General features: G+C 36.6%; 15 protein-coding genes and 3 pseudogenes. 13 read left to right on the top strand and 5 right to left on the bottom strand.

All coding sequences use genetic code 11. From position 1 onward, the window contains the following. Positions 1–407 precede the first annotated feature (407 nt). Both C9J31_RS19775 and C9J31_RS19770 read right to left on the bottom strand, forming a co-directional pair. Positions 408–824: a hypothetical protein gene (locus C9J31_RS19775; RefSeq protein WP_107926320.1), complete on the bottom strand. Its 417-nt coding sequence runs from the start codon at positions 822–824 to the stop codon at positions 408–410. A 171-nt stretch (positions 825–995) separates the two neighbouring features. After that, positions 996–1,199, bottom strand: coding sequence for a YheE family protein (locus tag C9J31_RS19770; RefSeq protein WP_107951268.1), 204 nt, complete (start codon positions 1,197–1,199; stop codon positions 996–998). A gap of 175 nt (positions 1,200–1,374) precedes the next feature. Here C9J31_RS19770 and C9J31_RS19765 point away from each other — a divergent pair, with 175 nt between their 5' ends. The 5 genes from C9J31_RS19765 (at position 1,375) to C9J31_RS19745 (ending at position 7,161) form a co-directional block, all read left to right on the top strand. Further along, positions 1,375–2,517, top strand: coding sequence for a DUF445 domain-containing protein (locus tag C9J31_RS19765; protein WP_107951283.1), 1,143 nt, complete (start codon positions 1,375–1,377; stop codon positions 2,515–2,517). A 16-nt stretch (positions 2,518–2,533) separates the two neighbouring features. Next, positions 2,534–2,881 (top strand): YlbF family regulator, encoded by a 348-nt coding sequence (locus tag C9J31_RS19760; RefSeq protein WP_107951267.1) that lies wholly within the window; start codon positions 2,534–2,536, stop codon positions 2,879–2,881. Positions 2,882–3,212: 331 nt separating this feature from the next. Further along, on the top strand, positions 3,213–3,875 hold the full coding sequence (locus C9J31_RS19755) for a ribonuclease H family protein (protein WP_107951266.1): 663 nt from the start codon (positions 3,213–3,215) through the stop codon (positions 3,873–3,875). A gap of 194 nt (positions 3,876–4,069) precedes the next feature. Then, a complete protein-coding gene (locus C9J31_RS19750) occupies positions 4,070–4,999 on the top strand; it encodes a stalk domain-containing protein (RefSeq protein WP_107951265.1) in 930 nt (309 codons plus the stop codon). 656 nt (positions 5,000–5,655) lie between these two features. Beyond that, a complete protein-coding gene (locus C9J31_RS19745) occupies positions 5,656–7,161 on the top strand; it encodes a coproporphyrinogen III oxidase (protein WP_107951264.1) in 1,506 nt (501 codons plus the stop codon). A 65-nt stretch (positions 7,162–7,226) separates the two neighbouring features. Here C9J31_RS19745 and C9J31_RS19740 read toward each other — a convergent pair. Further along, a pseudogene (locus C9J31_RS19740) lies at positions 7,227–7,909 on the bottom strand (IS3 family transposase); the annotation flags it as partial. Positions 7,910–8,087: 178 nt separating this feature from the next. Further along, positions 8,088–9,161, bottom strand: coding sequence for a CdaR family transcriptional regulator (locus C9J31_RS19735; RefSeq protein ID WP_107951262.1), 1,074 nt, complete (start codon positions 9,159–9,161; stop codon positions 8,088–8,090). Between the two features lie 202 nt (positions 9,162–9,363). On the opposite strand from C9J31_RS19735, the gene C9J31_RS19730 reads away from it, so the two are divergent. The 6 genes and pseudogenes from C9J31_RS19730 to C9J31_RS19705 all read left to right on the top strand — a co-directional run bounded on the left by C9J31_RS19730 (position 9,364) and on the right by C9J31_RS19705 (position 14,573). Then, positions 9,364–10,503 carry a glycerate kinase gene (locus tag C9J31_RS19730; RefSeq protein WP_107951261.1) on the top strand — a complete coding sequence of 380 codons (1,140 nt, stop codon included), beginning with the start codon at positions 9,364–9,366 and terminating at the stop codon, positions 10,501–10,503. Next, positions 10,504–11,545 (top strand): annotated as a pseudogene (locus tag C9J31_RS19725) (GntP family permease). Positions 11,546–11,617: 72 nt separating this feature from the next. After that, entirely contained in the window at positions 11,618–12,796 is a 1,179-nt protein-coding gene (locus C9J31_RS19720) for an MBL fold metallo-hydrolase (protein WP_107951260.1), read from the top strand. Beyond that, the gene (locus C9J31_RS19715; protein ID WP_107926935.1) at positions 12,783–13,043 is read left to right on the top strand and encodes a DUF3006 domain-containing protein; all 261 of its coding nucleotides are present in this window, start codon (positions 12,783–12,785) and stop codon (positions 13,041–13,043) included. Before C9J31_RS19720 ends, C9J31_RS19715 begins: the two co-directional genes overlap by 14 nt. A 258-nt stretch (positions 13,044–13,301) precedes the next feature. Then, the gene (locus C9J31_RS19710; protein WP_107951259.1) at positions 13,302–14,090 is read left to right on the top strand and encodes an HAD family hydrolase; all 789 of its coding nucleotides are present in this window, start codon (positions 13,302–13,304) and stop codon (positions 14,088–14,090) included. A 324-nt stretch (positions 14,091–14,414) separates the two neighbouring features. Then, a complete protein-coding gene (locus tag C9J31_RS19705) occupies positions 14,415–14,573 on the top strand; it encodes an aldehyde dehydrogenase family protein (protein WP_235616403.1) in 159 nt (52 codons plus the stop codon). On the opposite strand, the gene C9J31_RS19700 is transcribed toward C9J31_RS19705, so the two are convergent. After that, a complete protein-coding gene (locus C9J31_RS19700; RefSeq protein WP_244854838.1) occupies positions 14,538–14,741 on the bottom strand; it encodes an aldehyde dehydrogenase family protein in 204 nt (67 codons plus the stop codon). The genes C9J31_RS19705 and C9J31_RS19700 overlap by 36 nt on opposite strands. On the opposite strand from C9J31_RS19700, the gene C9J31_RS24065 reads away from it, so the two are divergent. Both C9J31_RS24065 and C9J31_RS24060 read left to right on the top strand, forming a co-directional pair. Continuing rightward, complete coding sequence (locus C9J31_RS24065) at positions 14,728–14,895, top strand: aldehyde dehydrogenase family protein (protein ID WP_274520151.1); 168 nt, start codon at positions 14,728–14,730, stop codon at positions 14,893–14,895. The genes C9J31_RS19700 and C9J31_RS24065 overlap by 14 nt on opposite strands. Beyond that, positions 14,892–15,305, top strand: a pseudogene (locus C9J31_RS24060) (aldehyde dehydrogenase family protein). The gene C9J31_RS24065 and the pseudogene C9J31_RS24060 overlap by 4 nt, the downstream one beginning before the upstream one ends. Positions 15,306–15,325 lie beyond the last annotated feature (20 nt).

Here is a 15,325-nt window from a genome sequence, read left to right as displayed (position 1 = left end):
GTACACCTCCTATGATTTAAAAAATTGTTGGATGTTTCAATCATAAATTATTTAGTAGCAAAACACAAATATTGACAACCACTTTTTCGATGGAATTAAAGAAGACATTTCATGGTGAAAAAAGCTTTATTTCAAATGACAAATGATTGAAAATTAAAATACAATATGCTAACTTTATATGGAGCAAGGATAGTTTGTTTAGAGAAAGAAGCAGTTATATCTCATATAAAACGACACGTCAAAAATCTCAAGAGAGTTTTACTTGCGGATTTTTTTAAATGAATTATTTTCAATATGCAACAAAAAAGAGGTTGTCTCATGTGAGATAACCTCTTTTTCTGTACGAACGTGAATATAGCGCTACAAAGCGACAAAACCTTTTATAGTTCTTTACTTTTCATACGTTTTTATTGTTGTTGGAAACGTAATTTAAGACAAGCCTTTTCCACATCGTGTACAGTCTCTTTTAAAGGAAGTACACCGGAAAACGCAGAGATTGTAATAGGGGCTTTATCTGTAAGCCCTTGTTGTGTTAAAACATAATTATTTCCGTTATATGATAAATACATATTCTTGATCGAACGTTTTCCCAATGTGCTAGTAGATGAATCAAAGAAAGCTTTTAATTGGCTGCAATATTCATTATAAAAATTACTGCTAAAACCAGTAAGAATCTCAAATTCTTTACTATCAATAGTGCCTGTATCACTGGCTAATTCGAAAATTTTAGCGGAAAATTCAGAAAAAAGTTCCTTTACCTTAGCACGTATTAATACTTTTGAATTGTAACTGTTTAAGTCATCTGAAAGTGTGACTTTACTCATTGAAATAGCCCCCTGCATATAAAAACATTTAAAAATAACCTTATTTAATAAATGTATAAGAATAATACAGGAATTTCAATATAAATAAGCAATATTTGCAAAATAAGAGTCCGAATAGTAGGGAAATTTCTGCATATTTATGAGATGTAGGAGTAAAAAATTGTTGTTTATTTAATCGTAAACATGGTAAAGCATTAGCTCATGTATCATTTTTTTAACATCGTCTTCATTTGGCGGTATAGGTCCAATCCATTGAATTTCACCATCTTTTAAATATTCTGCAACATAGCGTTCGCGAAGGTAGAAGAACGATATTGCCCAGCCTGGGAGCTGTGTGTTTTCAAAAAGAGGCTTAAAGCTAAAATGCTGAATCATAGACATCCTCATTTCCATCTGTATTTATTTATCATTATTCAAGGATAGTGGTTAATTTGCAACTATTCACTTTTATGGGGGTATTTCTTTCGTGGAATTTCATTGCTCTGCTATAATGAGTGCAGCAGGCGACAAAATACGCCAAAGTGAATACGATTGGAATGAGAGGATGCTAATGGACAATTTACTAGGGACATTATTATTTATGGCAATCATCGGGGCAGCAATTGGTGGTGTTACGAATCACTTAGCAATAAAAATGCTATTTCGACCCCATGAAGCTAAATATATTAAAAATTGGCGAGTGCCATTTACACCGGGTCTTATTCCGAAACGACGCGATGAATTAGCAAAGCAGCTAGGGTTAACGGTTGTAAATTATTTATTAACGCCTGAAACTTTTAGAAAGAAATTTTTCTCAAAGGATATTCAAGACAAGGTAGAGCAGTTTGTACAAGCAAAAGTACAAGAAACTATTTTTACTGAGGATAAAACGATTCAAGATTGGCTGAATTTAGCTGGCTTTTCTAACATGCCAACAACAATTGAACAAAAAGTAGAAGCAATTGTTGTGGGACAATTTGAATCAGTCAAGAATACATTATCAACGAGATCAATTCGTACACTGTTATCAGCGGACATTCAAAATACAATTGATGCGAAAATTCCAGTAGCAGTTGGACATATTTTGGAAAAGGGCGAAGAGTATTTTTTATCAGCAGAAGGTGAATTGACAATAAAGGCTATGATCGATGACTTCTTATCTTCTAAGGGATCTCTAGGTGGCATGATTAATATGTTTTTGGGCGATTCCTCATCGCTAGTAGGCAAGGTTCAACGTGAACTTGTGAAGTTCTTACAGACTCCTGGTACGAATTCACTGTTAACTAAAATTTTCATGCAGGAATGGGAAAAACTAAAGGATCGTCCAGCTATGGATTATTTAGAGGATATTAACTTTGAACCGATTTTAGCGAATTTACAAAGTTATGTAAAAGAGCAATTAGCAGTAGCAGAACGATTAAATCATCCAATATCGTATTATTGGCCTGAGGGTAGTTCATGGATGCAAGAAAGTGTTGTTCCACGATTAATCGAAAAAGCGTTCATCCAGGCTGAAGACAAATTAGAAGATGTGTTGAAGCGTTTAAACTTACAGGAAGTTGTTCGCGAGCAGGTGGATTCTTTCCCTGTAGCCAAGCTGGAAGAGCTTGTATTAGGTATTTCCAAGCGAGAATTCAAAATGATTACCGTTCTTGGTGCCGTACTTGGTGGTTTGATTGGGGTTGTGCAAGGTTTAATTGTTCATTTTATTTAAAAAGGAGATTATGTTGATGATTAATATTTATAATGAAATTAATGCTTTAGAGGGTACTTTCCGTAAAACACCTGAATTTGAAACTTTAAAAGAGGCTGTAGCAGTTGTCAAGGCAGACGAAGAAGCGTTAAATGTTTTTAAAAATTTCCGTAAAATTCAAATTGAATTACAGAAAAAGCAATTAGCAGGTGAAGATTTGCTAGAAGATGAACTTGTCTATGCGCAAAAAGCAGCACAGCTTGCACAGCAAAATGAAAAAATCTCCGCTATGCTTGAAGCAGAGATGAAGCTAAGCAAAGTTATTGAAGAGGTAAACCGCATTTTAGTAAAACCAATACAGTCATTGTATGAGGGTATTCAATAAATAAAGGTAACTAGGTTTTCTCATCAATCGTCGAAAATGATGGTTCGACCGGCGATATTGTAAATGCTATCAGCTTAAGCCATTGTCAGCTTGGCATTTAGCTAAATCGCTTTTATAGGAATAATTAAAAGGATATTTGCACATATAACAGGTAAGTAGAAAACGTGTCTCAGTAAATCGAGACACGTTTTAACTTTATGTAGTAGTTGTTTCTACAACTTCAACAGGTCTGATTGTTGGCGTATTTAAAGTTAACGAGTAATGATCATTCAATGCCATTCATGCCCATGATTGAGCACGTATAATTATTTAAATTAATGGAGGGAATGTTATGCATATATCAATTGAATGGACCTATAAAACGCCAAAAGGTGCGGGGACAGTTTTGCACTCTAATGAAATGCCGGCAGCCCAAGCCTTATTATTAGCAGAGGATATGGAGCGTACAGGTCGCGTGAAGTCACTACACTTCAACGATCGCCAAGATGTAATATGGTCGATTAAAGAGTTAAAGGCATACTTAAAAGAAGTTGATACTGAGCCACATAACATTACGGTCTATTTTGATGGGGGATTTGACCGTACGACAAATCAGTCAGGTTTAGGATGTGTCATTTATTATGAACAGAATGGTAGGCCATACAGATTAAGAAGAAATGCCTCTTCCGCTGAACTCAAATCAAATAACGAAGCAGAATATGCAGCGCTCTATTTAAGTTTAGTGGAGTTAGAATTATTAAATGTACATCATCTACCTATTAGCTTTGTGGGTGATTCGCAAGTTGTTATCAATCAATTAAGTGGAGAATGGCCAGCACTAGAAAAAGACCTAGCAAATTGGGCAGATAAAATTGACGCAAAGTTAAACGAACTAGGGATCCAGCCTGAATACAAGCCAGTATCGCGCAAAGATAATTCAGAAGCGGATCGACTGGCAACGCAAGCTTTAAAAGGCATTGATATTACAGGTTTGAGCGAACTTGTTAAAGAATAAGTTGCGCCGAGTATATGTAATGGGAGACTTCTCAAAATTTGAGTGGTCTCCTTTTACGTGAATATACCTATAAATCTAAATGTGTTAGGTAATTGGTATTTTTCTTTTTCATCATAAATTTTCCTGTGCAAGCTGTAACTTTTTCCATTTTAAAGCTACTACTTCCATGAACTTAAAAATGAGGAGAGATTATGATGAAGATGAAAAAATTCGTACCCGTAGCAATGACAGCATTGTTATTTGGAAGCGCAGTAGTAACACCAGTTGCTTCAGCTAATGAAGGAAGTTCGACAAATGCAGAACAGCAAATTCCACAGATTCAAATTGATCCAGTCCATATTTTCAACAACACGTATGGAACAATCGATCATGTAAATGTGAGTGAAAACATTACATATTACACGTTAAAAGACGGTGAACAATCGAATATTCTTGAGGTAACAAAAAATACACTTGTTTTTGATAATACAGGGAAAAAAGTGGAACTTCAAAAAGGCGATAAAGTAGTAGCTTACACATTTGCAAACAAGCCTCAAAAAGCCATTTACCCACCACAATTCAATCCTGATGTTATCATAGTTGAAACAGAGGAAGCAGGTTTTGTAGAAGTCGATTATTTCTTTGAAAACTTAACAAATACTTACGATATTTTAAAATTAAATATTGCTGAAAATACTGAGCTTTTAAATATAAAGGGAGATAAAGTAACGGCGGAAGACTTAGCAGAGAAACATTTAGTTGTGTTCTATACAGCATCAACAAAAAGTATCCCAGCTCAAACAACGCCTTCGAAAGTAATAGTTCTTGATGATGAGAAACAAAATACTACGGAAATTCCAAATGTACAAGCAGAAATCGCAGAAATACTAGCGACTGATTATTATGAAGTAGATGGAACGAAGATGGTGCCATTACGTGTGATTGCAGAAAAGCTTGGCTACACTGTAGAGTCAACAGGGAAAGGCGCAATTATTTCAAAAGGTAATTTATCGTACACAATTACTCGTGGAGAAAAAATGTTTGGTTATAATAAAGCATTGTTTCCTTTAGAGGTAGCGCCAGCATTGTTAGAGGATCAAAAAACGTATGTACCTGTTGAATTTGTAGAGACTTATTTAAAATAATTTAAATATGGTGTTTTTACGAGAAGTAATTAATAAGCATTATATCTGAAAGTAAGCTAGATTGTTTAAAGTCCGTTTATAGTGCTCAATATTTTATGTGGCAAAGCACATTACTAATTAATTTTAGTAGTGTGCTTTTTATTTTTTTGGCAAAAACAAATGATAATTGTCGGATGTTTTTTTGAAGGAATGTGTATCCGTAAAGTTTTGAGCTAATAGTAATTCATCAGAATACAGTAGTGTGTGATGGACATGCTGTTCAAAAAACTTTTTTGCATTTGCATAATGCTCGTTGATAGAGATGGCACCGTAAACCTCTGGATGATCTAAAATATATATAAAATCACAAAGAACCTGATGAGTTTGATATTTTAGTATAACTGTTATAAAAAATCATCACAATATTGTAAATCAAAATAATGGAAAGTCACTTCTATTTTGTGGGTGAAGCTTGAAACGGAAGAAAAATAATGCTTTTTCATAAGGACCATTATCAACACCACCTTTATGTCTATTTTTATTCAGAATATTCAGTCTTTATAGGTGGTTAACATAGTAGCTTTGCGTAAGCTTATCAAAATTTGTTAAACTATTGATGCAATCAATTATCGGTCATTTCGGTAAAAATGGAATATTGAAAGAAGAGAGCGAAAAAGATGAAAATTATTCACATAGATCAAAAATATCCTGAGGATTGGATTCGAGTTTTAAATCATATTGCGAATTTATTTTTTGAGGATTCCAAGCTAAAAGTTGAAGCACATGGAGCTGATATGGCGGTTACTTTTACATACCACGTTGAAGCAGATTTCTCTGTATATACGAATGCTATCCTAGAGGTAGATGGCAAACGATATACGAATGATTATCATATTAAATACGATACTGAAGCTGTGGGACGTGAGCTAAATATACGGATGAAGCGTGCATTATCACATGTATTTTTAGATGTATTAGAACAGTATTCGGGTATGCATCAACAATGGGGAATATTAACAGGCGTGCGACCAACAAAACTGTATCATAAATTCCGAAAGGCTGGCATGAACGATGCAGAAATTGCTGAGGTACTTATACGAGATTTCCGCCTGTCACAGGAAAAGGTTGAGCTTTTAAAGGAAATAGTGGATCGTCAGCTAGTGACAATTCCCGACTTAGATAACATCGGTAAAGAAATTAGCGTTTATATCGGCATTCCATTTTGCCCGACGAAATGTGCATACTGCACATTCCCAGCTTATGCAATTGGCAGTAACCGCAAGCAAGGTCGTGTAGCTACATTTTTAGACGGACTCCATATTGAACTGCGTGAAATGGGAAAATGGTTGACGGAAAATAAGATGAAAATTACTTCGATTTATTGGGGGGGAGGTACACCAACTTCTATAGAGGCCGATGAAATGGATGCATTGTATCAAACGATGTATGAATCTTTCCCTCATCCTGAAACCATTCGTGAGGTGACAGTTGAAGCAGGACGTCCTGATACAATTACACCAGAAAAATTAGCTGTGCTGAAAAAATGGGGCATTGATCGCATCAGTGTCAATCCTCAGTCGTATACGGATGAAACGTTAAAGGCAATTGGTCGTCATCATACGGTGCAGGAAACCATTGATAAGTTTTGGCTAGCACGTGAATCAGGTATGAATAACATTAATATGGATTTAATTATTGGCTTGCCAAATGAGGGGATTTACGAATTCCAGCATTCATTGGATGAATCAGAAAAAATGCAACCAGAGTCGTTAACAGTTCATACGCTATCATTTAAGCGAGCATCAGAAATGACACGCAATAAAGATAAATACAAGGTAGCAGACCGTGATACTGTCGCCGAAATGATGCAGATGGCGCAGGTGTGGGCGAAGGATAATGATTATGTACCTTACTATTTATATCGTCAAAAAAATATATTAGGGAATTTGGAAAATGTCGGCTATAGCAAAGCGGGAGAGGAAAGTATCTATAATATCGTTATAATGGAGGAAGTACAGACCATTTTAGGAATTGGTTGTGGGGCATCTTCGAAATTTGTACATCCAGAAACAGGGAAGATTACACAGTTCCATAATCCTAAGGATCCTGCAGCCTATATCATGACATTTGAAGAAGCAACAGCAAAAAAAATCGAACTGTTAAATGATTTATATAATGCTTAAAAATAAAGAGCTATCAGAAAAACGGCACTGACTACCTTTTTTTTGAGACAGTAAGAAAACACCTTTTAAACTGCCAGTTGACGGTATTTTACCGGTGACTGGTTGTTTAGTTTCGTTTGGATACGAATATTGTTATAATAGTGTATATATTCTTCGCAGATTCGAATCACACAAGCATTAGACGTGCTGTGTATTCCGTCGAGGTAGAACGTTTCGATTGGGGAATTATCAGCGGGCGTGCCTTTGCGGGACATGCTCATGGTAATTCCTTTTTCTTTTACTGCTGCTTGATAGTCATATGATGTATACACAGAGCCCTGATCGCTATGTGTACCACCGACTGTATAGGCAATGATTTCACCGTTGTATAAATTCATGATGCTTGAAAGATATAACATCGACTGACCAAAAGGCACGTAAGTAATATCGGTTACGAGCTTCTGAAGTGGTGCTGTTGCATTAAAATCACGGTCTAATGTATTGTCTGCTATGTTCGCTGGTTGACCGGTACGTGTACGCTTTTTCACTTTGACACGACAAGACCAATTATATTTTTGCATCACTCTTTGTACCGTTTTTTCTGCGATTTCTGGAAATAAAGTAGCGATACTACGATAGCCATAACGATATTTATGGGCTGCACAAGCTTCACGAATCGCTTGATCTCGACTATCTTTATTAGACAGTATTCCACGTTGTTTTCGTCAACGGTATAAGGTGCTCTCGCCACGCCCCTATGTGCACAAATGGTTCAATCGCTTTCATTTTTATCTCAATTGGATAACTTACTCTTGTACCCATAGAAAAAACACCTCCACGTTGATTGTTTGGTATTCAATACCCGTTTTTCAACGAAAGGTGTTTTATTTGTCTCATATTTTTAGGTCAGTGCAGTAGGCTACTATTTTTCTGATAGCTCTTTATGATTAACGTAAGGAACAAGCCATCTTTAAGACCACTGCGTCATCAAAATATTGCGGATTGTAACCTGTTAACTCTCTAATTTTATTCAATCGATAGCTGAGGGTATGGCGATGAATGTTTAACTGTTGCGCACAAAGCTTGAGTTGTAAATTGCAATCAAAAAAAGCTTGTAATGTTTCAATTTGCTTCGTATTTAGGTTGTTGAGAACGCGCTCCTGAAAGGTTTTTACTTCATCAGAATCTCGATTTTTCATGAGTGAAAATAATTCAATATCTTCAAAATAAGTCATCGTGTTATTTGTACTGGCAAATGCCAGGGCGGTTTTGGCCCCATTATAGCTATGAGGGAGTTGAGACAGGTTATTTACAGTAGGACCAATACCTATTTGCAATGTAGCTAATTTCTGTTTCTTTTTTCGTAAAGCTTTGAAAATTTGTTGCTGGACATTTTTATTACAGTTAGTTAGTAATATGTAGTATTCGTGTAGTTGACTATGACCTGAAAGTACAGGTTGTTTATAAAATAAATTCTCAAAAAACAATGTAATACTATTAGCTGAATCGAAGGGCTCTTCTATATGCAATAGTAAAATTTGGAAAGGTGCTTCCAATGAGAATGGGAGCTTTTGCATGCGTTCTTGTAAATTTGCATCAAGTTTACTACCATGGACAAGTGCTTCAAAGATATAGTCGTTATTTTTACGTTGCCATTCACTTTTAGATTCTACAATAGCCTGATGTGTCATGATTTCAGTGGTTAGTTGTACTAGGTTGGCAATCTCAAGCATTTCCTCCGAATGACCAGTTATCCCTATAACACCGATCACTTCATCCTGATACATAATTGGCATATTGATACCAGGTTTAGTATTTGGGTATCTGTCTATATTTTGCTCATTAATGATAAGTGTATTTTTTGTCTTTGCAACAACTAAAGCTCCTTCATGAATATTTTCAATCCTCATTTTATCCCCTGAGGCTAAAATAACGCCGGTTGGACTAATGACGTTAATATTGCGATGTAACCGCAACATTGTTTGATGCACAATTTCTTCTGCTAATTTTATTGTTAACATTTTATACACCTCGCATAAAAAAACACCTGTTATATGACAGTTAATTTATACGTTAATTATAATGTTTTCTGAATTTATTGTCATTATAATGAATTGTAAGCGCTTAATATCATAAGGTTTATTAAAAAATACCAAAGATTTGAATATTGGTAAATATAACATTTAGGTAAATGTGAATTGCCGTAAACAGTGGAGGTATGAAATGAAAGTCATTATTAGTCCAGATTCCTATAAAGGTACTTTGTCGGCAATAGAAGTTGCGAATGCGATGCAAGCAGGCATCTTGGACGTTAATCAATCGATTGAAACTGTCATTCTACCAGTAGCAGATGGTGGAGAAGGTACGCTAGCCTCTCTCATTGCCTCAACGAAAGGGCGATATTTTACAGCAAATGTCGTTGATCCATTGGGAAGGATGATTGAGGCCCAGTATGGTGTGCTTGGGGATAACGAAACATGTGTAATTGAGATGGCACAGGCCTCTGGAATTACGCTGTTGCAGGACAGTGAGAAAAATCCTGAACTAGCCACAACATATGGGACAGGTCAGTTAATAAAGGCTGCTCTTGATGAAGGATTTAGACAGTTTATTATCGGCATTGGCGGTAGTGCAACGAATGATGCTGGTATTGGGATGTTAAAAGCACTTGGTCTGCAATTCAAGAAGGAAGACGGGACAGCAATCGCTGATGGGGTATCAGCATTGTTAAATTTAAAGACAATAGACGTAAGTCACTTGGATTCGCGTTTGGCTGAAGCCAATTTTATTATTGCATGCGATGTAGATAACCCATTGATTGGGGAGCATGGGGCAACGGCAATTTTTGGACCACAGAAAGGAGTGAAACAACAGCTAATAAGCCATTACGATAATTGTTTAAAGCATTTTGCAGACATTGTTGAAAAACAATATCATATTCGCTTACACGATTATAAGGGAGCAGGCGCAGCTGGGGGGCTTGGAGGTGCATTAATAGCTTTTTTACATGGTACTTTTCATGCAGGTATTGAAATTGTGATAAATGCTGTGCAGTTAGAAAAGCATTTAGTAAGCGCACAATTTGTGATAACAGGTGAAGGTAAATCCGATTGTCAAACATTACATGGAAAGGCACCGTTAGGGGTAGCAAATGTTGCAAAAGCAACAGGTGTGCCCACGGTTTTATTGTCGGGCTCTATAGATGAAAGCGATAGATTGGCATTGCTTGAACATTTCGTTAAAGTCGAATCTTTAGTCGATACAAATACTACTTTACAGCAGGCCATACAAGAGCCTTATCACTTCATTCGCCTGAAAACAAAAAAGATATTTGAACATTATATACAAATGGGGGCTGAGTAAATGTTGTTCATCATTATTTTAATAGGGGTATTATTTGTTGTGCTGGGAACTGCCAAGTTGAAGTTACATCCATTTATAGCCCTATTAATAAGTGCATTCTTTGTAGGTATTGCATCAGGTATGCCATTACTAACAGTTGTTGAAAGTATTAATACGGGCTTTGGTGGGTTGATGACAAGCATAGGTTTAGTCATTGTAGCAGGTACTATTATTGGCTTAATCTTAGAAAAATCAGGTGCGGCTTATCGAATGGCGGAAGTCGTATTACGAATAGTTGGCCCAAAACGTCCACAATTAGCAATGTCCTTAATCGGTTATATTGTGTCAATCTCTGTATTTTGTGATTCAGGTTTTATTATTCTATCGAGTTTACAAAAATCTTTAGCAAAGCGTGCGAATGTCACTATTGCTTCAATGGCAGTTGCTTTGGCCACAGGATTATTTGCAACTCATGTGTTAGTACCTCCTACCCCAGGGCCAATTGCGGCAGCAGGAAATATTGGTGCAGCAAATTATCTAGGAACAGTGATCGTTATAGGTTTGTTAGCAGCAATCCCCGCAACATTTGTTGGCTATTTATGGTCGGTGAAAGTTGCAACGAAAATTCGTGTACCTGAAGACGACTTAGAAGCATTAGATTATGAAGAAATACTAAAATCATTTGGTAAAATGCCTTCAACGTTTAAAGCATTTTTACCAATTGTACTACCTATAGTTTTAATTCGTGCCATTTATCGTAGCGGCGGCATTAAAAACAGCACAAGGTTCATCTACAACAGCACTTGTTATTACGTCTTCACTTGTAGCACCAATACTAGTAACCCTTGGCATTGAGGGTGCAGTTCCGCTAGCACTAGTGGTTATGGCTATTGGGGCGGGAGCCATGACAGTTAGTCATGTGAATGACAGCTTTTTCTGGGTTATTACACAATACAGTGGGATGGAAGTTACACAGGCGTATAAGGCACAAACAGTAGCAACATTATTACAAGGACTTGTAACAATTCTTGTAACGATGATTTTATGGTGGATATTAGTTTAATAAGTAAAGGGAGCTACCTTCTGGGATGCTCTCTTTTTTGTATAATAGAATGATAGAAAGGAAGTTATAAGATTGAAAAATTTTTTAGTAGGGCTATTTATTATGTTTTTATTAGCTGGTTGTACGATGCCAGTGGAACCGGAAAAAAAAGCAGTAACAGCAGGACAGCAAATGCTTGTACATTTTATTGATGTGGGTCAGGGAGATTCAATTTTAATAGAATCACCAAATGGCAAAACGATGCTTGTAGATGGAGGTGTCAAAGGGGCTGGACAGCACATTGTTTCTTATTTACATGAACTAGGTGTGAAAAAGCTTGATATTGTAGTAGCAACACATCCAGATGCCGATCATATTGGTGGCTTAATCCCTGTGTTGAATTCAATTGACATCGAGCAATTTTACGATTCAGGGAAAATACATACATCCCAAACTTTTGAAGATATGCTGACGCTTATTGATACAAAAAATATACCTTATAATGTGCCGAAAACAGGCGACCATATTATGCTTGATGAGAAAATAGATGTGACAGTGCTAAACGCCAATGAAACTGCATCGGATAATAATGATGCATCAATTGTATTAAAACTTACTTATGGTGATATATCATTTTTATTAACGGGGGATGCAGGTGTCGCTTTAGAAAAAGAAATGCTAGCGCAAGATGTTAAAGCAACGGTCTTAAAAGCAGGACATCATGGCTCCAATACGAGTAGCTCGCAAAGTTTTATTCAAGCAGTACATCCAGAAGTGACTATTTTGAGCTATGGTAAGGACAATAAATATGGGCATCCACATGTTGAGGTTGTAGAGCGTTTACAAGCGATTGGTAGTAAAATTTATGCAACTGCCGAGACGGGGTCAGTTATCGTATCAACAGATGGGGGAAACTATGATGTAAGCGCAAACGAGTGGTCGGAAACAGTTGCCACAACATCGCCAACCCACAATGTTACGGTAGAACTTATTAGCAAAGATTTAGTAAATGAAGTAGTTACTATTCAAAACAACGGTATAGAAGCAGTGGCACTGAAAGATTGGCAGCTCGTTTCAATTGAGGGTAACCAAATTTTCAACTTTCCAAATGTGACATTACAGCCTGGTAAAACGATTTATGTAACGAGTGGGTCAGACGCACGTGAGGGTCAAAATTATTTAAAATGGACAACTAGACAAATTTGGCTAAATGATGGAGATACCGCACAATTACGGAATGCGAAAGGGGATGTTGTCAGTGAGCTCGACTAAATATACTTTAGACCGTATTGAAGACGGTTATGCTATTTTTTTAAAATATCCAGATGAGGTAGAGCAAGTAATTTTATCGCTAGCTGCAATTGATAAGCAAATTCAAGCTGGTGACCGTGTGCTTATAGAGGAAATCGGTGACACATACCATATTGAAGTTTTAAACGAAGAAACAGCACAAAAAAAGGCTGAAATTCACAGTTTAATGGAAAGATTACGCAGAAAAAATAATCATCTTGATGGTTGAATGAATTTTCCTGCAAAGTTCAAGGTTCTATGAAAGATACTAGCTTGTCAGTTTCTATGCCACACTAAAATACTATGTGAGTAGAACACGTAGTTGTTTTACTTACATTTTGTCTGTTGAAGATACAGTTCGCAAAACAAAGCGGTTGAAGGAGCAGGAATATGCACAAAATGCCATGCTAACAATTCTGAAAATATGCTAAAATAAGCGGTATGAATGCTTTTTGTTCAAGTAGAAAAGAAGCTAGGAGCTGACACAATGTCAATTAATACAATTATTTTTGATTTAGACGATACGCTTTTATGGGATAAAAAATCTGTAAAAACAGCATTTGAAAAAACTTGTCAATATGCGGCAACGATACATACGGTAAATCCAGCTGACTTAGAAGAAGCGGTGCGCAAAGAAGCACGTGCGCTTTACGAAGGCTATGAAACATATGATTATACGGTGTTAATCGGCATTAACCCATTCGAGGGGCTTTGGGGAACATTTGATGATTCGACTGAAAATTTCCAAAAGATGAAAGGGCTTGTACCAGGGTACCGTACAGAGGCGTGGACTAAGGGGTTAGCGGCTCTTGGAATCGATGATGCGAAGCTAGGGGCTGAACTGGGAGAACATTTTGTAGCAGAACGCAAAATGTCGCCATTTCTATATGAAGATACTTTTGCAGTTTTAGATGAGCTGAAAGATAAGTATCAACTCATATTACTAACAAATGGCGCACCAAGCCTACAAAACTTAAAGTTAGAAATTACACCGGAAATTGCACCATATTTCAACCATATCATTATTTCAGGAGACTTTGGTAAAGGTAAACCAGATGCATCCATCTTTGAGCATGTGATAGAAAAGGCTGGTATCACAGCTGACGAGGCAATTATGGTTGGCGATAACTTAAATACTGATATTTTAGGTTCCTCTCGTGTTGGAATTCGTAACGTTTGGATTAACCGTGAAAACAACAAACTAACGGGGAATGTAACACCAACATTCGAAGTAGATTCTTTAACAGCATTATTAGAGCTTGTGAAAGAGCTTTAACAGCAACTATTTACAGAACAAGTACTGATTCTTTTAGGAACAGTACTTTTTTTCTTGAACAATAGATACTCTTTGATGGTGTTGGGAAACATTTAAAGAAAAATAAATTGTCTGAAATTAAATATATACTATTATTATTTATAAACTTAAACACTTTGAATTTAGTAATTTCGATAATTATATTCATTTACTTCATAATAAGAAAGCGCTTACTTTATATTTAGAAACTAGTCTTGTAGCTGTAAGAATAGATATAAATTGAGGGAAGTAAAGCTATTTATAAATGGGGAATATATCGAATCTTCTTCTCAAACATTGTTCGAGGTGAAAAATCCTGCGACTCAGGAAATAATTGCAAAGGTTCATGAAGCAAGCTTTGAAGACGTGGATTGTGCCTGTGAAGCAGCGCGGCAAGCTTTCGAAAAAGGGCCTTGGCGAACAATGCCTTTATCTGAACGTTGTGCCGAGTTTCCACGTTGTTAGCATAAAAGGTAAATTCCAAGGTGTAATTAACGCAGCAACCCCAACCTGTTCATAGCGCATATAATTTAAATACGCATCATCCATTGGGTATACCTCGCCGCCCTCATGTTCCATAAAGTCAGCAAAAAATTTCAAATTTTCCGCGGCTATTTTAGTGCAACGTACCATCTTGGATGAATTCCTTACACGTTTTAAAGAAGCGGCTGCAGCATTAGTTGTTGGTGATCCACAAGATTCAAAAACGAATATGGGACCAGTCGTAAGTGAAACACATTATAACAAGGTAACCAGCTATTTAAGCATCGCTGAATATGAAAATTGACGCGTATTTACGGAGGAGAGCGTCCTGATTTACCAGCACCTTTAAGTACGGGCTACTATTTGCAACCGACAATTTATTTACAAGAAAATCCGCAAGCGCGCATTTGCCAAGAGGAAAATTTCGGTCCTATCGTTACAATTATTCCGTTTCATACAGAGGCAGAAGCACTTGAGATTGCAAACGGTACAGAGTAAGGTTTAAATGCAGTTGTCTGGACAGAAAATCTACAACGTGCACACCGAATCTCACATGATGTCCGTGCAGGTACAATTTGGGTAAATTGCTGGTTTGTGCGTGACTTACGTGCTCCGTTTGGAGGTTTCAAAAAGAGTGGTGTAGGACGTGAAGAGGGCTACCATAGCTTGGAATTTTTCACTGAAGCAAAAAATATTTGTATTGTGTTGAAGTGAGGGCTAACATTCATTTCATT

Source organism: Lysinibacillus parviboronicapiens (assembly GCF_003049605.2).
Classification (GTDB): domain Bacteria; phylum Bacillota; class Bacilli; order Bacillales_A; family Planococcaceae; genus Lysinibacillus; species Lysinibacillus parviboronicapiens.
Note: the sequence above shows the minus strand (reverse complement) of the source record. Positions and strands in the feature narration are given on the sequence as shown.